The organism is Maritalea sp. (genome assembly GCF_051251695.1).
Classification (GTDB): domain Bacteria; phylum Pseudomonadota; class Alphaproteobacteria; order Rhizobiales; family Devosiaceae; genus Maritalea.
In genome coordinates this window covers 67,653-87,534 of sequence record NZ_JBPOEU010000012.1, presented here as the reverse complement: position 1 = coordinate 87,534, position 19,882 = coordinate 67,653, and the positions used below count along the sequence as shown (strand labels likewise).

17 protein-coding genes are annotated in these 19,882 nt (G+C 49.8%); 3 read left to right on the top strand and 14 right to left on the bottom strand.

Annotated features, from left to right (window positions below):
* Positions 1 to 33 precede the first annotated feature (33 nt).
* The 6 genes from trpS to ACSHWX_RS09160 all read right to left on the bottom strand — a co-directional run bounded on the left by trpS (position 34) and on the right by ACSHWX_RS09160 (position 11,030).
* Positions 34 to 1,071, bottom strand: coding sequence for a tryptophan--tRNA ligase (trpS, locus tag ACSHWX_RS09185; protein ID WP_435667908.1), 1,038 nt, complete (start codon positions 1,069 to 1,071; stop codon positions 34 to 36).
* A gap of 123 nt (positions 1,072 to 1,194) precedes the next feature.
* Complete coding sequence (gene murJ, locus ACSHWX_RS09180; protein ID WP_435667907.1) at positions 1,195 to 2,748, bottom strand: murein biosynthesis integral membrane protein MurJ; 1,554 nt, start codon at positions 2,746 to 2,748, stop codon at positions 1,195 to 1,197.
* On the bottom strand, positions 2,745 to 5,573 hold the full coding sequence (locus ACSHWX_RS09175; RefSeq protein WP_435667906.1) for a [protein-PII] uridylyltransferase: 2,829 nt from the start codon (positions 5,571 to 5,573) through the stop codon (positions 2,745 to 2,747). Before ACSHWX_RS09175 ends, murJ begins: the two co-directional genes overlap by 4 nt.
* Positions 5,548 to 8,328, bottom strand: a complete 2,781-nt coding sequence (gene mutS, locus ACSHWX_RS09170; protein WP_435667905.1) for a DNA mismatch repair protein MutS — start codon at positions 8,326 to 8,328, stop codon at positions 5,548 to 5,550. The genes ACSHWX_RS09175 and mutS overlap by 26 nt, the downstream gene beginning before the upstream one ends.
* Positions 8,329 to 8,417: 89 nt before the next feature.
* Positions 8,418 to 9,386 carry a GNAT family N-acetyltransferase gene (locus ACSHWX_RS09165; RefSeq protein WP_435667904.1) on the bottom strand — a complete coding sequence of 323 codons (969 nt, stop codon included), beginning with the start codon at positions 9,384 to 9,386 and terminating at the stop codon, positions 8,418 to 8,420.
* A 222-nt stretch (positions 9,387 to 9,608) separates the two neighbouring features.
* Positions 9,609 to 11,030, bottom strand: a complete 1,422-nt coding sequence (locus ACSHWX_RS09160; protein ID WP_435667903.1) for a helix-turn-helix domain-containing protein — start codon at positions 11,028 to 11,030, stop codon at positions 9,609 to 9,611.
* Positions 11,031 to 11,205: 175 nt separating this feature from the next.
* Between ACSHWX_RS09160 and ACSHWX_RS09155 the strand changes: the two genes are divergently transcribed.
* The gene (locus ACSHWX_RS09155; protein WP_435667902.1) at positions 11,206 to 11,451 is read left to right on the top strand and encodes a hypothetical protein; all 246 of its coding nucleotides are present in this window, start codon (positions 11,206 to 11,208) and stop codon (positions 11,449 to 11,451) included.
* A gap of 114 nt (positions 11,452 to 11,565) precedes the next feature.
* Complete coding sequence (aceA, locus tag ACSHWX_RS09150) at positions 11,566 to 12,852, top strand: isocitrate lyase (protein WP_435667901.1); 1,287 nt, start codon at positions 11,566 to 11,568, stop codon at positions 12,850 to 12,852.
* 109 nt (positions 12,853 to 12,961) lie between these two features.
* On the opposite strand, the gene ACSHWX_RS09145 is transcribed toward aceA, so the two are convergent.
* From ACSHWX_RS09145 to ACSHWX_RS09130, 4 genes are all read right to left on the bottom strand, one after another.
* A complete protein-coding gene (locus ACSHWX_RS09145) occupies positions 12,962 to 13,381 on the bottom strand; it encodes a GNAT family N-acetyltransferase (protein WP_435667900.1) in 420 nt (139 codons plus the stop codon).
* A gap of 35 nt (positions 13,382 to 13,416) precedes the next feature.
* The gene (locus ACSHWX_RS09140) at positions 13,417 to 13,956 is read right to left on the bottom strand and encodes a DinB family protein (protein WP_435667899.1); all 540 of its coding nucleotides are present in this window, start codon (positions 13,954 to 13,956) and stop codon (positions 13,417 to 13,419) included.
* Between the two features lie 9 nt (positions 13,957 to 13,965).
* Entirely contained in the window at positions 13,966 to 15,483 is a 1,518-nt protein-coding gene (locus ACSHWX_RS09135) for a YifB family Mg chelatase-like AAA ATPase (protein ID WP_435667898.1), read from the bottom strand.
* 83 nt (positions 15,484 to 15,566) lie between these two features.
* Positions 15,567 to 15,788, bottom strand: coding sequence for a hypothetical protein (locus ACSHWX_RS09130; RefSeq protein ID WP_435667897.1), 222 nt, complete (start codon positions 15,786 to 15,788; stop codon positions 15,567 to 15,569).
* Positions 15,789 to 15,888: 100 nt separating this feature from the next.
* On the opposite strand from ACSHWX_RS09130, the gene ACSHWX_RS09125 reads away from it, so the two are divergent.
* On the top strand, positions 15,889 to 16,803 hold the full coding sequence (locus tag ACSHWX_RS09125; protein ID WP_435667896.1) for a LysR family transcriptional regulator: 915 nt from the start codon (positions 15,889 to 15,891) through the stop codon (positions 16,801 to 16,803).
* Here the strand turns inward: ACSHWX_RS09125 and ACSHWX_RS09120 are convergent.
* The 4 genes from ACSHWX_RS09120 to rsmI all read right to left on the bottom strand — a co-directional run bounded on the left by ACSHWX_RS09120 (position 16,800) and on the right by rsmI (position 19,765).
* Positions 16,800 to 17,423, bottom strand: a complete 624-nt coding sequence (locus ACSHWX_RS09120) for a hypothetical protein (protein WP_435667895.1) — start codon at positions 17,421 to 17,423, stop codon at positions 16,800 to 16,802. The two genes, ACSHWX_RS09125 and ACSHWX_RS09120, sit on opposite strands and share 4 nt — an antisense overlap.
* A 133-nt stretch (positions 17,424 to 17,556) precedes the next feature.
* On the bottom strand, positions 17,557 to 18,507 hold the full coding sequence (gene gshB / locus ACSHWX_RS09115; RefSeq protein ID WP_435667894.1) for a glutathione synthase: 951 nt from the start codon (positions 18,505 to 18,507) through the stop codon (positions 17,557 to 17,559).
* A 15-nt stretch (positions 18,508 to 18,522) separates the two neighbouring features.
* Positions 18,523 to 18,891 (bottom strand): YraN family protein, encoded by a 369-nt coding sequence (locus tag ACSHWX_RS09110; protein ID WP_435667893.1) that lies wholly within the window; start codon positions 18,889 to 18,891, stop codon positions 18,523 to 18,525.
* Positions 18,881 to 19,765, bottom strand: coding sequence for a 16S rRNA (cytidine(1402)-2'-O)-methyltransferase (gene rsmI, locus ACSHWX_RS09105; protein WP_435667892.1), 885 nt, complete (start codon positions 19,763 to 19,765; stop codon positions 18,881 to 18,883). Before rsmI ends, ACSHWX_RS09110 begins: the two co-directional genes overlap by 11 nt.
* Positions 19,766 to 19,882 lie beyond the last annotated feature (117 nt).

Here is a 19,882-nt window from a genome sequence, read left to right as displayed (position 1 = left end):
GACAGAACCGGCGCAGCAAATTTTCAATCTGATTTAGCTAAGAAAGCCAACGATTTGGCGCACATGCTTCATGGTTTCTTCTGCAATTTCACCCGCGCGTTCCGCCCCATCGCGCAAAATGGAATCAATTTCATCTGGTTCTGCTAACATCCGGCTGATCTCAGCAGAAATTGGGCTCAAGCGCTCTACGGCCAAGTCAGCAAGCGCTGGCTTAAACGCGCCAAATCCTTGTCCACCGAATTCACGCAAGACGTCTTCCGAGGTTTTATCGGCAAGAGCGGCATAAATTTCAACCAAGTTGCGCGCTTCAGCACGACCTTCAAGCCCCTCAATTTCGGATGGTAGCGGTTCCGCGTCTGATTTTGCTTTGCGGAATTTCTTCGCTATTTTTTCTGCATCATCCATCAGGGCAATGCATGACATTTCGGAAGGGTCAGACTTTGACATCTTTTTCGTGCCATCGCGCAATGACATAATCCGCATCGCTGGGCCGGAAATCAAAGGTTCGGTGATGGGGAAAAACTGTCCGTCCTCAAAACCTTCTTCAACGATTTCAGCGTTGAAATCATTGTTGAACTTTTGCGCGATGTCGCGGGTTAATTCCAGATGTTGTTTTTGATCATCGCCAACAGGCACATGTGTTCCGCGATACAATAAAATGTCCGCCGCCATCAAGCTAGGATAGGCATAAAGCCCCAAAGACGCATTTTCACGATTCTTACCGGCTTTGTCTTTAAACTGTGTCATGCGGTTCATCCAGCCGATCCGTGCCACACAATTAAACACCCAAGCCAGTTCTGCATGTTGCATGACTTGGCTTTGGTTGAAAATGATCGAACGTTTCGGATCAACACCAGTTGCAATGTATGACGCCGCAACTTCGCGGGTTTTTTGGCGAAGCACTTTTGGGTCCTGCCAAACGGTAATGGCATGCATATCAACAACGCAGAAGATGCAGTCAAACTGATCTTGCAGGGGGGCGAAGCGCCGAACGGCACCCAAATAATTGCCCAAATGAAGATCACCGGTTGGTTGTACGCCTGAAAATAGGCGATTTTTAAATTCAGTCATGGTGTGGACCCAAGCTTTATGAAGTTAATTGAAGGGATTACCTAAACGAAGTGAGGTAAAATTGTAAACAGTGAAGTCGCAGACATTTCAACACTATGTGCGTGGTTGTGCGCGCTCATCGGATTAGGATTTAACGAAATCTCGCCATCGGTTTAGGCGTTGAATGCCAAATATATGCAGCAGTGCAAAATAGCTGCCAGCCCCCGCAAAAACCAAAACTGCTAAACATAAAGCCCGCCACAATAGGGGCAACTCGGCCAAGAATTGAGCGCTTAGGTAGTTGGATGCAAAATAAAGCACCGCGCCCATGATCAAGCTGACGGCCAAAAGAGAGATCACGTTGAAGATAACAGACCAAGGCAACAGCAATTGACGCCAAAACCCCAACGTCACAACCAACATGAGCACATTTGCCCAACCCGAAATGGTAGTTGCCCATGCAATGCCAACATGTTGCAGTTTGGGGAACAACAACACCGAAAAGCCAATATTAAGGACAACGGAAACCGCTGCGAATATAGCAGGGGTTTTCGTATCTTCACGCGCAAAATAGCTGGGCTGGAATACTTTAACCAAAACAAAGGCTGGCAACCCGAGGGCAAAAATTTGCAGTGCTGCTGCGGCTTGCTTGGTCGCGGTTGCATCAAAGGCACCACGTTGAAACAGCGTCGAGATAATCGGCTCAGCGATTATAAACAACGCCACTGCGGCGGGCAGCGTCAACATTAAACCAAAGAACAAGCTGCGTTCTTGCACATTTGCGGCTTGGGTCGCCGCACCGGATTTTAGCAATCGTGATAATTCGGGTAAAAGCACAACGCCAATCGCAATGCCGATCATGCCCAATGGCAATTGATAAAGCCGATCCGCATAATAAAGATAGGCAATGGCGCTTTCTTGACTAGATGCAATGTTCGTGCCGACCAAAATATTGATTTGGGTCACACCGCCGGTCAAAATTGCAGGAATTGCCAGCGCCCAAAACTTCTTCAAATCGCTATCGAATTTGGGCCAGGTAAGGCGCGGGAAAAAGCCTGTACGCATGAGCGCCCACGCAACCAAGGCGATTTGGGCGAAACCACCGACCAATACGCCGCCAGAAATGATGATGCCTGCCAACGGTGTTTCAACGGAAACCACCACCAAATAGGCCAATACGATCACCAACACGACATTGAGCAAAACCGGGGCCAAGGCGGCGAGGAAAAACTTGCGAAGTCCGTTTAGAATTGAGCCATAAGCAGCCATCAGCGACATACAGGCCAAATAGGGGAAACAGATACGGGCCAGCAAAACCGTAAGTTCAAACTTTTCAGGATCATTTGCAAAACCAGTGGTTAAAAGCAAAATCAGCTGTGGCATGAAAATCTCAGCGAGGATGGTCAGCACCAGCAAAATATAGATGAGGGACGACACAATGTTAGCTGAAAAGCGTTTGGCTTGCTCTTCGCCTTCTTGTTCTAGTGCTTTTGCAAATAAGGGAATGAAGGCGGTGTTAAAAACGCCCTCAGCCAAAATGCGCCTGAACATATTGGGCAAACGAAATGCTGCAACAAACGCATCCGCCACTGGACCAGCGCCCAAAATGCCCGCCATCATAATGTCGCGGGCAAATCCCAACAAACGGGACAAAAGCGTTGCGCTACCGACACTGGCAAAGTTCTTAAAAAGCCTCACGCACGTATCTCTGCTGGCTTTTTCTTTGCCGGTTTTTCGCCATTACCTGAAGGAAAAATCCCGCCAAGCGCAGACCTTATCTTATTTTGCCGTTTGCGGTCAGTTACTTTCATGCCGGTTAAATCCGTCACATAGAACACGTCAATCGCACGCTCGCCAAAGGTTCCAATATGAGCCGAGCCAATGGTGAGGCTCAGATCAGCAATTGCTTTGGTGAGGTCATGCAAAAGGCCTGATCGATCAAGGCCGGATACTTCGATGACGGTGAATTTTTTCGACAATGAATTTGAAATTAGAACGTCGGTTGGGACACTGAAGGGTTTGAGACGCTTATTGAGTTTTGAACCTTTGCCCATTTCGGGCAATAGATGCTTTTCGCCGCTTAACAGCTTTTGCACCAATTCGATGATTTTAAGCGCGCGAATGCGTTCTTCTTCGTCAGATTTAAAGCTGCGTTTTAAACGCAACGTATCCAGCGCCCGACCATCGCGCATCAACGTAATTTGTGCGCCGACAATGTCAGCATTTGAAAGCGTGCATGCGCCAGCAATCATCGAAAGCAGGCGTGGATGATCCGGCGTATAAATTGAAATTTCGGTAATCGCTTCGAAGCTTTTTACCCCGACACAACCTGCAAATTGTTGGCCTAATTTATTGGCCTTGCGGATCATATGGGCATGGTCGATCTGCAATTGAAACTCTGAGCGTAACCAATAGGCAGAATAATGGCCCTGTAAGTATTCTTGCGCCTGTTTTGTGGGCCAATCGCGTAACGCTTGGGCTAAACGCTGTTTCGCCGCATCAATTCGATCAGCCTGACTGACTTGGGAATGCCCCCCGGACAGCAATGGCTCGGTCGCATAATAAAGCGCCCGCAACAACGACCCTTTCCAGCCAGTCCAAACCCCGGGTCCCACCGCGCGAATATCGCACGCGGTCAGCACCAACAATAGGCTTAGTCGAGCGGGACTTTGGATAATTTGCGCAAAGTTCGTCGCGGTTTCCGGGTCTTGCACATCGCGAGATTGTGAAATTTCGCTCATCACCAAGTGTTTTTCGATCAACCAAGCAACCGTATCCGTTTCCGCAGAACTTAGCCCAAAACGCGGACATAGGCGTCGCGCCATTTTTGCGCCAGCGATAGAATGATCCTCTGGGCGCCCTTTGGCGATGTCATGCAGGAAGAGGGCGACAAACAGCAACTTAACGTCGGTAAGATGGGGCAATAGTTCGTGGGTGAGCGGCAATTCATCCTTAAGGCCACCCTGAACGATTTCTGCCATAACCCCAACAGCGCGAATGAGGTGCTCATCCACCGTGTAATGGTGGTACATGTTAAACTGCATCAGCGCGACGATCCGACCAAATTCAGGGACGAACCGCCCCAAAACTTCCGCTTCGTTCATCCGCCGCAAAATGCGTTCGACAGATGGCGCATGGGTTAGGATTTCGAGGAAATACTTGTTGGCCTGAGGGTTTGTGCGCAGGTTTTTATCAATTAATCGGCGAGACCGGTTAATCTGTTTAAGGCTATCGGGATGAAATAATATCCCTTCGCGCCCGGCAACATAAAATATCCGGATCATGTTGACGGGGTCTTTTTCAAAGACATCTTGGTCAACAATATTGAGGCGCCCTCGCTCGATCACAAAATCTGTTTCGCCGCGAATTTTACGACGTCGCGACAAAGTTTTGCGCACCCGCCCCACCACATCCAAATCTTTGGCATGATTGAATTCAAGGGACGTGCAAAAAATACGGGTCAGGTCGCCAACATCTTTGGCCACCGCGAAATAGCGTTTCATCAATCGTTCAACCGGCTTTAGCCCGGCCCGGCCAGTTACATTAAGCCTTGCCGCCAACTCTTGCTGCAAATCAAAGCTGAGCTTTTCTTCGGAGCGGCCCGTTAGGAAATGAAGGTGGCAGCGAATGGCCCACAAAAAATCATCTGAACGGCGGAAACGGCGATATTCGCCTTTTGAGAAAACGCCCTTTTTGATCAATTGCGCGCTTTTATCGACCCGATAGAAATATTTGGCGATCCAGAACAACGTGTTCAAATCACGCAGGCCGCCTTTACCATCTTTGATGTTTGGCTCCACCACAAAACGGGTGTTACCGATTTTTTCGTGTCGCCCATCGCGCTCTGCCATTTTCGCCGCGATAAATTCTGGGCCGGTATCAGCGACGATTTCATCGCCAAAGCGTGTTTGAAGTTCTTTGAACAGCGCATTGTCGCCGGTGATGTGACGCGCCTCTAGCGTTGCTGTGCGCACGGTCATATCAGCTTTTGCCATGCGCAAACATTCGTCAATTGAGCGGACCGCGTGGCCAACTTTTTGCCCCAAATCCCACAACAGGTAGAGCACATATTCAGTAACGCTCTCGCCCCATGGGGTTTGTTTATAGGGCAGGATAAACAGCAAATCGATGTCAGAACCCGGCGCAAGCGTTCCACGCCCATAACCGCCCACCGCCGCGATGGATATGGCTTCGGCATCTGACCGGTTGGTGACCGGGTAAACATATTCCGAGGCAAACCGGAACGCCATTTTGATCAGTTCGTCTTGAGCGTTATTGAGGTTTTTGGCACAGGCTCGGCCCCGGCCATTGGCAAGTAAATCGGCCTCAGCTTCTTTATGGGCGGTTGCTAAAACCTGTTTGGCAATTTTTAAAACAACAGCTCTGGCCTTCGAGCTTGAAGGGTTTTCATCGCCAATTTCCCGCAGGATTTGAGCGACCAAATCGTCAGCTTTTGCAAGCGTGAAGCTCAATTTTTTGCGAATAGCGTTCTCCATGTTATTGGCCAAGCTTTTTGAGTTCATAAAGAAGATCAATCGCCATGCGCGGCGTTAATTCGTCCGGGTTTATTTCACGCACTCGCTTTTGCAATTGATCATTTATCTTTGGTTGCGGCGCTGGGCGTCGCTCGGCAAATAATGGCAATTGCGCCACCCCAGCCGCGACATCGCTGGTTTCTCGCTGTTCCAAAATAGTAAGGACTTCCTGGGCACGCTCCACCACATGGGTTGGAAGCCCCGCAAGTTTTGCCACCTGAATACCATAGGAGCGGTCGGCGGTGCCATTTGCTACTTCGTGTAAAAAGACCACGTCGCCTTCCCACTCACGCACCTTCATGGTGTGGTTCGACACACGATCAAGCCGATCTGAAAGGGCGGTTAGTTCATGATAATGGGTGGCGAAGAGGGCCCGACAGCCTGTATTTTCGTGTAAAGCTTCAACCGCTGCCCACGCGATGGAAAGTCCGTCAAATGTTGCTGTGCCACGGCCAATTTCATCCAACACGACAAGCGAGGCAGAAGTTGCGCGGTTTAAAATGGCAGCTGTTTCCACCATTTCAACCATGAACGTTGAACGGCCATGGGCGATATCATCCGCTGCGCCAACACGGGAAAATACGCGGTCAATCGTGCCAATATGAGCCGCGCTTGCAGGCACAAATGACCCCATTTGCGCCATGATGGCGATCAGTGCGTTTTGCCGCAAAAACGTGGATTTACCGCCCATATTCGGGCCCGTGATCAACCAAAGTGCGCCATCGTTTTGGCTCTGGGGCGGAGACAGGTCGCAATTATTTGCAACAAAAGCTGTTTCAGCCGACTTCGCAAGCATCATTTCAACCACGGGGTGACGCCCATCGGTGATTGCAAACGACCGGCTATCATCAATTTTTGGCCGGCAATAGTTTTGCTCCAGCGCCAATTGGCCCAAAGCGGCGGTGAGATCGAGTTCAGCTAAGGCATCTGCCAGGTTCTGCAGATTAGTGGTCTCACGCAATATCAGGTCGCGCAGTTCGTCGAATAATTTCAATTCGACCGCTAACGCCGCATCGCTCGCATGGGTGATTTTGCCCTGTAGTTCGGACAATTCAGTTGTGTTAAACCGCACCGCATTGGCTAGAGTTTGTCGATGAATGAACGTCTCATTTAGCGGCTCGCCCATCAGCTTTGCGCCATGGCTAGCAGGCACTTCGACGAAAAAGCCCAGCACATTGTTGTGTTTGACTTTTATGGCCTTGATGCCGGTCTCATCAGCATATCTTGCTTGCAGGGCGGCGATCACTTGGCGGCTTTGCGTTGCAAGCGTGCGAAACTCATCCAACTGCGCATCAAAGCCTTCGCAAATGAAGCCACCATCGCGGGGCAACATGGGCACCTCGTCCTTCAAACGCTCCCCGATTTGGGTCGCGAGCTCAAACGGCGCATCTTCAAATTTGTTGGACAGGCTTTGCACGCCTGCACTTTGCATTTCTAGTGCTTGAAGTTCTTTTGCCTGTGCAGCTGCGGTTTCAATTGCTGCTTTGATGGCCAGCATTTCGCGTGGTCCACCACGACCCAACGCCAATCGCGTTAATCCGCGCACGATATCTGGCGTTGATTTTAGTTTCTCACGCACCAGAGATGTCACAAGACTATTATTGACGAAATCGCCAACCATATCGTGGCGCTGGATGGTTGCTGACGCGTCGCACAAAGGGGCGCTTAGCCGCGAAGACAAAAGCCGAGACCCCGCAGAAGTCACGCATTTATCCATTGTGGCGCGCAATGCGCCTTTTGTTTCGCCCCGATTGGTGCGCAGCAATTCCAGCGACATGCGGGTTGCCGCATCGATTTGCATGAGCTTGTCGCCAGCGCGTTGGGGCAAACGAAGCGGTACTTTTGCGCCCTTTTGGGTTTGATCAATATAGGTGACTGCCCCCGCGATAGCCGACCGAACAATGCGTGATTGGCCAAGAATGTCACTCGCAGTTTCGCCAAAGGCCTCGCGCAAAATGTCGATAGCGGCTTCAGAATTAAAGATTTCGGAAGGCTGGACGGCCAATTGGCCTGAAAAACTAATCGGGATCAGGTTATGATCGGTCACAAACCGATGGGTTTGTTCTGAAACGATCAACTCAGTTGGCTCAATGCGGGCCAACTCATCCGAAAGTTGCTCGGCACTCACATCGCAATAAAACATCTCGCCCGTGGAAATGTCGGTGTAGCAAATGGCAAAGTCTGCATCGCCATGTTGAATCATGGCTAAACTGGCGAGGTAGTTATTCGCGCCGTCGTCCAACAGGTCATCTTCAGTGAGCGTACCGGCTGTCACCAAGCGCACGACATCGCGCTTAACGACAGACTTGGCCCCGCGTTTTTTCGCTTCTGCTGGGTTTTCCATCTGCTCACACACCGCCACGCGATGCCCAAGGGCAATGAGTTTTTTCAGATAACCTTGTGCTGCGTGAACAGGCACCCCGCACATGGGAATATCCTGCTCCAAATGCTTGCCACGCTTTGTCAGCGCGATACCGAGGGCCCGCGATGCGATTTCAGCGTCATCGAAGAACAATTCATAAAAATCGCCCATGCGGTAAAACAGCAAATATCCCGGATTAACTGCGCGAATTTCAAAATATTGCGCCATCATGGGGGTTAACTGAGGTGATGGCTTAGAAGCGGCGCTGGTTTTTGATGTTTGCGCACTTTCCTGTCGCGCACCCTCGCGCGGGGAACCGGTTAGTGGGGCTTGAGCCACATCATCATTTGGTTGAGCGAATTGCAGGTTTTCGTCTGTCATCAGGGTCGTTTATGCCAATTGGTGCGCCATCGAAAGGCAAGACTAGGCTAACCCGTCTAGTGTGCCAACAATAAACAGAAGGGTTTTACCTAGTTTTTGCGGTCCAAATTTGTCGCCGCCCGAAAATGCTGTTTGTAGCGCTCCGGCATTTGATCGATTAGGGCGACAATCATCACGTCCGTGGTGCCAAACTGACGGTCCACAAACACGCCTTCGCCAACATATGAGCCGACCCGCAAATAGCCTTTGATCAAGGGCGGTAATTCCCTGATCATTTGCTTTTTGTCATAAGCCTGTTCATCCAAATAGTTGACCTGTTCGCCAACATCCGGACGCGCGCGAACGTGCCATTTTTCAGGGGTTTGAGCCGAATGATGTAAGTAACTCAATGGCTTGATATGCTCTTGCACGTCCACACCTTCAAAACTCGCCACGCCGAAAAACACATCGATATCATAAAGCACTGAATAGGCCCAAAGCCCTGTCCAAAGCGCTTCAATGGTGCGGCGGTCCCGATAGCCGGGGGAAACGCATGAGCGCCCAATTTCACAAAATCCCTTTTCCCAATTATTGGCCAGCATTGATTTAAGTTCAAACTCAGCGGCTGAGTAAAATCCGTTGTTCGCATAAGCGACCTCGGCCCGAAGCGTTCGGTAAGTGCCAACAATTTTGGGTCGGGCTGAAATGCCCTCAACTTCTTCGTGATCGACAACAATTATATGGTCGCAAATGGGGTCAAATTCGTCGGCATCTCGTTTTGTGCGCAAAGTGCGTAAATCTGCTTTTGCTGACATTTCTTCGTAAAACACTGAAAATCGAAGGTGTTGGGCACGCCGAACTTCGCTTGCCGTTTGGGCAATGCGCACCTCCAAAGACCCAATGCGAGCCAGTGAGGCGGGGTCTTTTTGCTCACGATGTGCAGATTTTGACCGGCCAATTGCCGCAACGCTTGATCCGATTATTTGACGAGTATTGGTGGGGAAAATTTGCTCAAACCATCGTCGTGGTCGTCGGTGAACGGGCACAAACTCTTGCGGCTTTAAGTCAAACATAAACATTTACAAGCTTTCCCCGCCGCATTTCTGGGAGATAGTTTTCACCCTTCATTATATTCGAGCAATGGAGTGGATGCAATTGCTTGGATGCATTACGGCGCATGCTCGCTCAACGCGGCTTCTAGAATGGGTCTGTGGCCAGGGGGGCACGCCAGCTGGAAACTTCAGCAAACGAAGTCTGTTTTTGCTCGTCCCCAGTCGTGTTATCTTCTTCGTCAGGCACCATCAACGCATCTTCGCATATAGGTTTTCAGGCTTTGTCGCACTGTCGATTTGAAACCTATGGTCTGCAGGGGGGTGAGCACGTTGGCCGCATTCCAGCCGGGGGCATATGCGGCACCCGACGCCAATGGGCACGACTTGGCTTAAGTTTTTAAGGTCAACACCTTCCGAATAAATCATCTCTTTGGCGTGTGAAATGTGACATCCCAATCCGATCGATAGATGACGCCGGGGCGCATTGTGTCGATAGCCGCCCTTGGCAATTGATTTGGCGATGCAAAAATAGGTTTCATTGTCAGGCATCTGCGAAATTTGGATATTGATTTTTTCAGGTTGCAAAAATGCTGAGTAAATATTCCAGCGCGGACACGCGCCTGAATGGCGAGGGATATGAATGCCGGACAGCGAAAAGCGTTTGGATATGTTGCCAGCAATGTCTGTCCGCACCAAATGCAGGGGAATGCCTTGTTCACCTGTACGCTGCAATGTGGTCATGCGGTGGCAAACTTGTTCAAAACTCGCGCCGAACCGACGCGACAAGCGCTCCACATCATACCGATACTCGCGACAAGCGGCGAGAAATGGGGTGTAGGGCATCACCAACGAGGCAGCGAAATATGATGCAAGAACATTCCGCGCCAACATGGGCGCATCGCCCTCCGGCAGGTTTGATTGATCAACAATATTGTCAATTTGTTGTGTCGCGGTCAGCAACGCTGCGCGATGCGCCATGGAAAACAGAGCGGATTCTGGGCCCAAAATATCTGAAATATGCAGCTTGTTGGTGTCCTCATCCAATTGCTGGGCGATGCCCGAAGGCAATGATGTCATTTTGCATTCAAGGCCAAAGACATTGGCCAAATATGTTTTTAACCCCAGCTCAAAACTGTCCGATGCATGATCGATATCGTGCCGTACCCGCTCAGCAGACACTTCAAGGGCGGGGAAGTGGTTAGCATTTTCTTGAATGAAGTCAGAAATAGCTTCGGTCGCCATGTGATAGCCAGTGACCGGCGCTTGGTCCGTACCGTCTGGCTTGTTGGTTCCCCCGCTATTTGACTGTACTTCCTGAAATTTGTCGAACAAGCGCAATATTGCGCGCCCCGCCGATGGGTTGGAAAATGCCAAATCACGAATTTCATGATTGGTCAGGTCCGTATCGGCAAAGATATCATCGCCAAACAATTCCATTAAATCGCCGACAAGTTGACCTTCATCACTTTCCACCAATTCGCCCGGCTCGATGCCAAAATGCCCAGCAAGCTTAAACAACAAAGGAACGGTGATGTTACGCCGATTGTGTTCGAGCAAATTCAAGTAGCTCGCCGAGATGCCCAACGCTGTAGCCAAGTCAGCTTGAGAAATGTGCTTTTGCCGCCGCAACCGCCTGATTTTACCACCAATTTGTGGCCCGGACTTTTCCACATTCGCCTCCCACGGCTATTATAAACTTTACAAAAATTTACAATCTTGCGTCTCATGCTTTGCTAAACTTTACAGCTTAACACGTTGATTTTATGAATTATCTTGCATTTATGCGGCAAATGTCAAATCTTTACATCATCACTTCTCGGAACGGTTCCGGGAGACGGAGGAAAAAATGACACACACAATCGACAACCGGCCACATGCTACGCAAGATGAATATATCACGATCATTGCGCGCACCGTCGCAGATGCGATGCGCCAGTTCAAAGCCAAGGGACTTGATAAGTTGGGCTTTGCGATTGTGGGACCAGTGGACAAACATCAGTTTTCGCTGGCTGAAGGTGATGAGATTGTCACCGAAATGTTCGACGGCAATCCAATGATTTCCGCAACATTTAGACGCAGCACAGCGCAGTAAACAAAACCAAGTCTCTTTTCACCAATCTCTCCAACGCTCCTTGGCTCGGCTAAAATCGCCGTTCCAGGGATCGGCGGCGCTTTGAGCCAAAATGGCAAAACAGGACATAAGATCATGCTTGACCGAAACAAAAAACAATTTGCAGCACCTGAATGGGCACCCGATCGCTGGGATAATATTGCCCGCACATATACACCCGAAGACGTGGCCAAATTGGCCGGTTCTTTGCCCATCAAATATTCGCTCGCCGAAAATGGCGCGAAAAAACTTTGGAATTTGTTGCATACCGAAGATTACGTGCCAACACTTGGTACCTTTACTGGTAACCAAGCCGTTCAGCAGATCAAAGCAGGGCTGAAAGCGATTTATCTTTCGGGTTGGCAAGTTGCGGCAGACGCCAACAATTCTGGTAATATGTACCCTGATCAAAGCCTTTACCCGGCTGACAGTGTGCCTGCAGTTGTAAAACGCATCAATAAAGCGCTGCAACGTGCGGACCAAATCCAGACAATGGAAAAGCTTTCCGGCGAAGAGACAACAGATTTGGATTTCTTTGCGCCGATCATCGCGGATGCTGAAGCCGGATTTGGCGGCCAACTCAATGCATTTGAATTGATGAAAGGCATGATTGAAGCAGGGGCCGCTGCGGTACACTTTGAAGATCAACTGGCATCTGAGAAAAAATGCGGGCATTTGGGCGGCAAAGTTTTGGTGCCAACCAAAACTTTCGTGCGTACGTTGAATGCAGCGCGTTTGGCAGCAGACGTTATGGGCGTTCCGACCCTCATCATGGCACGTACTGATGCGGAAGCGGCACGTTTGATCACCTCAGATGTTGACGAATATGATGCGCCATTTGTAACCGGTGAGCGCACGGAAGAAGGCTTTTACCGCCTAAAAGGCGGGTTTGATGCCGCAATTGCACGTGGCTTGGCTTATGCGCCTTATGCTGACCTTATTTGGTGCGAGACATCCACACCAAACTTGGATGATGCACGCCGATTTGCAGAATCTATTAAACGACAATTCCCAGACCAAATGCTGGCCTACAATTGCTCACCATCCTTTAACTGGGCGAAACATATGGGCGAAGCTGAAATGGCTAAGTTCCAGGCTGAACTAGGTGCGATGGGATATAAATACCAGTTCATCACGTTGGCTGGCTTCCACAACCTAAGCTACACAACCTTTGATTTGGCAAGCCGCTACAAAGAACGGGGTATGGCCGCCTACTCAGAGCTTCAACAAGCTGAATTTGGTGCGGAAAGCCGTGGTTTCTCCGCGACGCGTCACCAGCGCGAAGTTGGAACTAGCTATTTTGATGCGGTTTCCATGACAGTTAGCCAGGGCAATAGCTCAACAACAGCGATGGCTGAATCAACAGAAACAGCCCAGTTCTAAGAGTACTTTAAATTGATATCTCAACTCTTATGGGTTTTGCACGCGTCCCCACTTTAGTCGTGCTGAGCCTGTTGAGAACTTAAACCGGCGGGTTTTCCCGTCGGTTTTTTTATGTGCTGTATTTTGCCATGCCGACTGAAGATGGCGCTGTTTCGCCAAATCCGAACTGTTTGTAGAGTTCTTTTGCCGTCCCATCAGCGAACAAGTTGACCCAAATAGATTTGGGCAAGTTTTCTTGCACAAATGTCATCAATTCCTGCATCACTTTGCGCCCTAAGCCCTGCCCCTGCCAATCGGGCCGCACGGCAATATCTGCAACTTGCACAAAACACCCGCCGTCACCGACCAATCGCCCCATGGCGATCAAATCGCCACTTTCGTCGCGTATAGATATTGCGAAAATGGAATTTGGCAATCCGATGGACGCCATTTGCTCGGTTTTTGCACTCAAGCCGGTTGCTATGCGCATGGCGCAATATTCTTCTACAGAAGGAACTTTATGTTCCACCGTAATTTGGTGTTCTAGCATTGGAATATCTCAACGTTTTGAAATTCTTGACACAATCAGTAATTTGGCAAATCGGCTTCGACCAAGCCAAGCTCGGCCAAGTCCTTCACCCGCTCGCTGCTATCGGCCTTAAACATGAATTCATCCAATTGCGGGGGCGCAACCGAAGTGCCTGAAAACATGGCGTGGGCCTGGCCCCGATGATGGACTTGATGTTGCAACAGATGCGGCAAAACATTACCCAATGGCTCTTTATATCGAAGCAAGGACACCATTTTTGGTAAATCATCGTCTTTTAACTCAGCACAAAACTTAATAAGCCTTTTGTCCACCGCACGCTGAGCGTGCTTTAGCGATGTTGCATCCTCAAATGGCTCTTCATTTTCCCAAGCTTTCACCCCAAGCGTTCCACCTTCAAATGCGTCTACATAATACCAATCAACCGTAATGTTATGGTTTAGCGTCTTCTTTATCGAGGGGAAAAAGCTAACCCCTTTGGCTTCAAACTCACCAGGGTTCAACTGTTCGGCTGCGGTCAGCAGACGATGATTGGCGAACAAATTATTGTAAGCGAGTTGAAGATAGATTTTGAGCATTTTAATTCCTTACGCTCCAATGCCGATACGGTAGCCCAGTGCTTCTGCGATGTGCGACTTTTTAATATGTTCAGTGTGCGACAAATCCGCAAGCGTTCGTGCCACTTTTAAAACGCGATGATAGGCCCGAGCGGACAGTGAGAATTTTTCAGCCGCTTGGATCAGTAGTTTTTTACCTTCCTTATCGGGCTGCGCCACTTGTTCGATTATTTTCGCGCTTGTTGCGGCATTATTGTAGATGCCTTTTGCGCCCAAGCGCATATATCGATCCAGTTGAATTTCACGCGCCTGCATGACGCGGGCCGCGACCTTCGCGCTTGGTTCAGCCTCTCCAGGCTCAATCATATCTAGCGCGGTGACGGCTGGCACATCAATTCGAATGTCGATACGGTCCAAAAATGGTCCTGAGATGCGCCCCTGATAGTCATCCGCGCAGCGGTTACCGCGTTTGCAGGTGTGTCCCGGCGTGCCTGCCATGCCGCATTTGCACGGATTCATCGCGGCGACCAACTGCACCCGAGATGGATAAACCACCCGGTGGTTCGCCCGGGCGATGACTGTTTCCCCGCTTTCCAACGGCTGACGTAATCCGTCGATAACTTGGGGGGCAAATTCAGGCAATTCGTCGAGAAACAACACCCCATTATGGGCGAGCGAGACTTCACCCGGGCGCACTTTAAGCCCGCCACCGATGAGCGCAGCCATGGACGCAGAATGGTGCGGTGCGCGAAATGGTCGACTATCGGACAATTGCCCGCCCGCCAATTCGCCCGCAATTGACTGAACCATTGAAACGTCAAGCAATTCGCGTGGGTTGAGCGGGGGTAAGATAGAAGGTAGTCGAGCGGCCAACATCGACTTTCCAGCCCCGGGCGGCCCCATCATCAAGAAATTATGTCCGCCAGCCGCTGCAACTTCTAGAGCCCGTTTTGCAGCTTCTTGCCCCTTGATCTCACTTAGGTCTGGCAACGAAAGATTGCGATCTCGCCGCCTTGCGACAGGCCTTGCGCAGAGTTGGTTGCCAGTAAGATGATTAACCAGCGCCAGTAAATTAACCGGCGCGATAATGTTAAGTTCCTCACCGGCCCAAGCCGCCTCTGGCCCACAGTCATGAGGGCAAATTAGCCCCCGTTCTTGGGATTCTGCTGAGATTGCAGCGGGTAAAGTGCCGGCAACTGATGAAATACGGCCATCGAGCGCCAATTCTCCTAACACCACAAACTCATCAAGACTGTCGCCGGGAATAGCCCCGATGGCCGCCATTAGCCCAAGGGCAATCGGCAGATCATAGTGCGAGCCTTCTTTGGGCAAGTCGGCGGGGGCGAGATTTATGGTGATGCGCTTGGGCGGTAAGGAAAGACCGGACGACGTCAGTGCAGAGCGCACGCGCTCCTTGCTTTCACCAACGGCTTTGTCCGGCAGCCCGACAATGTTAAAAGCGGGCATGCCGTTGGCGACCTGCACTTGCACGTCTACCGGGAGGGCTTGAATGCCTTGAAAAGCAACGGTTTGAACTCGGGTAACCATTAAAAGGTCCTGAAATGTCTTTAAGTATATATCCTAAGGCTAGCAGCCTATGAATGGACGCACAAGAACATTTCAGGAACGTGTTATTTGTATTTGCGCTCGATTGGCGGATCGACAAAGCCTATATCGCGCAACAAATGTGGACTTAGCTCAACCATGCGATCATTGGGGATAATTGGTCGTTGCCGCTTTTGTGCCGGCTGACGACGCCCGGTCCAAATTGCTTTTGTAAAGCGCAGGAACCAACTGCCAACACGTTGACGGTAAGATTCACGTGGAACATTGATATTGTCTACACAAGTCATGTTGATCTCCAATATGGGTTGTTCGTTGAAGTCATCATGTCCAAAAACCCGCTTGTCCACCAACAAAAGCTCAGCTATCATGCATAAGGAGAATTTATGCATGAGCCTACAACCTCTTCCCCCATTGACCGCCTTACGCGCGTTTGAAGCTGCGTCTCGACATAAGAGTTTTACTAAGGCTGCCAATGAGTTAAATATGACACAGGCCGCCGTAAGTTATCAAATAAAGCAACTTGAAGACCGGTTCGGGGAACCCCTTTTTATTCGCGGCACACGTCAGGTAAGTTTATCTGAAGCTGGTGTTCGCTTGGCCCCTTCAATCACAGAAGCATTTGAAATAATCAGACGGTCTTTTGCCGAGGCCAAAGGACATGCAGACGGGCTGCTGACCATCACCACTTCTCAGACATTTGCAAGTTCATGGCTAGCACGGCATTTAGGAGGTTTCCAGGTCCACTGTGACGAGCTGGCTGTAAAGCTAGACATCTCAAATACTTCCTATGATGATTTTCAAAGCGCTGGAGTTGATGTTGCCATTCGGACCGGCCTTGGCGATTGGGATGGCCTTGTGGCTCGAAAAATCATGCATATTGACTATACGCCGATGCTTTCGCCCAGCTTGGCTAAGCGAAGTGGTGGCGTGCCAAAACACCCCCAAGACCTATTGGAAATGCAACTTATCGACCCAGAGGACTTATGGTGGCGTAAATGGCTTGAAGGGGCGGGGGCGGATGCAAGCGCCTTAAAGACAGCGCGAGGCTTGCGATACGGCACACAAGCAATGGACGGCATCGTTGCGCAGTCTGGACATGGCGTGGGTATTTTAACGCCAAGTTTTTATCGCGATGAATTAGCCAGCGGCTTACTTATCCAGCCATTTGAACATGTGCAAAAAGAAGAATTTGCGATTTGGCTATGTTACCCGGAGCGTCGAAAAAACTGGTCCAAGATCAAAATTTTTGAAAATTGGCTATTTCCGATGCTCGACAAAACAATGCCTGACCGACGAGTTTAGTATTTATACCGAAATCCTGCAGCAATCGCGTTTGATCCGTCAATGGACGTAAATCCGGTAAGACCCCAAAGACCAGATCGGTGTTGCACGCGGGTGAAAATCTCATATTGAGGATTATCAACGTTCGACACGCTGATTTCTGGCGCCAAATAGAACAATATATCCGCTAACTGACCGGCGGCAGCTTCACGCGTTTTTTCGACACCAATTGTGTCCGAAACGACACTTATGCCAGCGGTTAGCGAAGGGGATACACGCCATGTATCCCCAAGGATCCAACCATCATATCGCACCACACCACCGCCCCAGACTTCCGCTGAGCTGTTTGCGCCCAGCCGACCAGCCAAACCCAATTCCAAGCCAAGGTTCCACCCATTTGGATCAGTGTCCAAAAAACGCTGATAGCCAACACCTACAATATAATTGTCTTCAAAATTTATCGGCAACGTGAACGAGGCGCCAAAATACCCCGAATGAAAACGCCCAGAGAACGCAAACACAGAGTGTTCGTAATTTTGATCGGACAATTTTGTATCAGGCACAGATTGAGCGTGCCCGATACCGGGCAGAAATCCCGCCAAAATACTTAAACTTATAATTATTCGATTTGTGAATGCCACGATGTTCGCTTTTCGCTCCCAATTTGGTGTAGATGCGCCCCAAGCCAAGTTCTATCTCGCTTTGTTTATAAAAGTAGTTTGTATCTAATGTGAACGTTTGAAGCGGCGAAAGGTTCCATTCTAAGCTTAACGGTTAGCGCCGTTTTTCAATGGCTTCCCAAATCAATACCGCGATGTCTGGGCCGCCGAATCGTTTGATTTCACGAATGCCGGTGGGGGAAGTCACGTTGATTTCGGTGATGTAATCGCCGATCACGTCAATTCCAACAAATATGAAGTCTCTTGCTTTAAGTGCCGGGGCGATTTTGTCGCAAATATCTTTTTCGCGTGCGGTCAATTCGCTCAATTCAGGCCGCCCGCCCACATGCATATTGGAACGTGCTTCGCCTTCTGCTGGAATGCGGTTAAGGCCAGCGACAGGCACGCCATCAATGATGATAATGCGTTTGTCGCCTTTCCTAACGTCTGGCAGATATTTTTGAACCATGAAAGGTTCGGGGAAACTATCCTCAAACATTTCAAGCAATGAGACCAAGTTTTGGTCGTTCTCACGCAGCAAAAACACCCCAGCGCCGCCATTGCCAAAAAGTGGTTTTACGATGATATCGCCGTGTTGCTCACGAAATTTCACAATGCGGGAGCGGTCACGGGTGACCAAAGTGGGTGGCATCAATTCAGGAAATTCGGTGACCAAAATCTTTTCTGGCGCGTTGCGCACAGGGTCAGGCGCGTTGACCACCAGCGTTTTGGGATGCAAACGCTCCAAAAGATGTGTCGTGGTGATGTAATTCATATCAAACGGCGGATCTTGACGCAGCATGATCACATCGAACTCAGATAGGTCGGTGATTTTAAATTCACCCAATTCAAACCAATTGGTTGCGTCGTCGGTGAGGGAGAGTGGCGCGACATTTGCGGTGACCACATTGTTTTCAAGCGCCAGGGTCGCGGGAACATAATAAAAAATGTCGTGACCACGATTTTGCGCTTCAAGCATCATGGCAAAACTGGAATCGCCTTTTGGATCAATCTTGTCGATTGGGTCCATTTGAACCGCAACTTTGAGTTTTTTAGACGATGCCATGATAAATACTCCCAATCAATTGGTCTGAAACGCATCAACGATATGCACGGGCCAGCGAAAAGGCGCAAGACCGATCACATCAAATCTTATTGTATAGTGCGCAAATTTTGGATTTTGGCTCAGCCAATATTGAGCGGCCCCAACAATTCGATCTTGACGAACACCCTCGAATGCTTGTTCAAGCATTTTGTTGTACGCGCGGGCCTTCACCTCAATAAAAACAAGCAGTTGCCCGCGTTTTACGACGATGTCTATTTCGCCGTTTCTGGATTTAACGCGCTGTCCAAGAATGCGAAAACCCTGCGCCCGGAGATAGAGTTTTGCCCAAAACTCGCCTTTGTGGCCAAATCGTTCGGCTTTTTGGCGGTTTTGACTATTTGCCATCACGCAACTCTAGGGCGGCTTGATAGACTTGTTTGCGTTTTAAATCGAAGTCTGCAGCGATCTTGTCAACGGCACCGCGCAATGGAAGTTCCTCCATTAAGGCAACCAGCGCGTTCTTCCACTCATCCGGGTCAGCTTGTGCCTGACGCTGAGCCCCGGCAACCAAAATCACCACTTCGCCTTTTACCGCTTGTCCATCGAACTGGGCGGCAAGTTCTTGGGCGGTGCCGCGATAGAGCGTTTCAAATCTTTTTGTCAGCTCACGGGCGACGACAACTTGTCTGTCAGCGCCGTAGGCTTCACCAATCGCGGCCAATGTTGCTGCGGTGCGTTTTGGCGATTCGTAAAACACCATGGTCATTTCATGGGATTTAAGGTCGCCGAGACGCGACAATCGTGCTTGTTGTTTTGCCGGTAAAAATCCAAAAAAACTAAAGCTATCTGTTGGCAGGCCACTTACGGCCAATGCCCCAAGCACCGCAGACGCGCCCGGAATGGCAAAAATTGGAATGCCAGCTTGCGCAGCCAATCTCACCAAAGGAAAGCCGGGATCAGAAATGAGCGGCGTTCCTGCGTCCGAAATTAGGCAAATCGATTTGCCGCTGACAACCTCATTGACGATATTTTGCGCCTGGGCGACCTCGTTATGCTCATGTAGGGACGTTTTTTGAGTTTGAATGCCATAGGCGTTTAAAAGCTTTGATGAGGTGCGGGTATCTTCGCACAGAATAAGATCAGCGCCCGCCAGCGTTTCTAAGCCACGGATTGAAATATCTTTAAGATTGCCGATTGGGGTAGAAACCAGATAAAGCGCTGCATCCAATTTGGGCGCATTGAACGCTTGCCCGGAAATTAAAAATTGCTGCGCCGCCATGAAATCTGCTCATTGTCGAATTAATTCTCATTTGACTCTTTAAGCTTTGCTGCCTGTTTTGTATAGCTATTGGATGATCTGCGCGAAAATGGCTGAAATTACAGCCAACGCGTATGC

Excerpts from the sequence above, each read along its gene's own strand:
- ACSHWX_RS09125 (WP_435667896.1), top strand. The coding sequence starts at position 15,889 with ATGAGCCTACAACCTCTTCCCCCATTGACCGCCTTACGCGCGTTTGAA.
- aceA (WP_435667901.1), top strand. The coding sequence starts at position 11,566 with ATGCTTGACCGAAACAAAAAACAATTTGCAGCACCTGAATGGGCACCC.
- ACSHWX_RS09175 (WP_435667906.1), bottom strand. The coding sequence starts at position 5,573 with ATGAACTCAAAAAGCTTGGCCAATAACATGGAGAACGCTATTCGCAAA.
- mutS (WP_435667905.1), bottom strand. The coding sequence starts at position 8,328 with ATGACAGACGAAAACCTGCAATTCGCTCAACCAAATGATGATGTGGCT.
- ACSHWX_RS09110 (WP_435667893.1), bottom strand. The coding sequence starts at position 18,891 with ATGGCAAATAGTCAAAACCGCCAAAAAGCCGAACGATTTGGCCACAAA.
- gshB (WP_435667894.1), bottom strand. The coding sequence starts at position 18,507 with ATGGCATCGTCTAAAAAACTCAAAGTTGCGGTTCAAATGGACCCAATC.
- ACSHWX_RS09165 (WP_435667904.1), bottom strand. The coding sequence starts at position 9,386 with ATGTTTATGTTTGACTTAAAGCCGCAAGAGTTTGTGCCCGTTCACCGA.
- ACSHWX_RS09155 (WP_435667902.1), top strand. The coding sequence starts at position 11,206 with ATGACACACACAATCGACAACCGGCCACATGCTACGCAAGATGAATAT.
- ACSHWX_RS09135 (WP_435667898.1), bottom strand. The coding sequence starts at position 15,483 with ATGGTTACCCGAGTTCAAACCGTTGCTTTTCAAGGCATTCAAGCCCTC.
- ACSHWX_RS09140 (WP_435667899.1), bottom strand. The coding sequence starts at position 13,956 with ATGCTCAAAATCTATCTTCAACTCGCTTACAATAATTTGTTCGCCAAT.
- ACSHWX_RS09130 (WP_435667897.1), bottom strand. The coding sequence starts at position 15,788 with ATGACTTGTGTAGACAATATCAATGTTCCACGTGAATCTTACCGTCAA.
- ACSHWX_RS09145 (WP_435667900.1), bottom strand. The coding sequence starts at position 13,381 with ATGCTAGAACACCAAATTACGGTGGAACATAAAGTTCCTTCTGTAGAA.
- rsmI (WP_435667892.1), bottom strand. The coding sequence starts at position 19,765 with ATGGCGGCGCAGCAATTTTTAATTTCCGGGCAAGCGTTCAATGCGCCC.
- trpS (WP_435667908.1), bottom strand. The coding sequence starts at position 1,071 with ATGACTGAATTTAAAAATCGCCTATTTTCAGGCGTACAACCAACCGGT.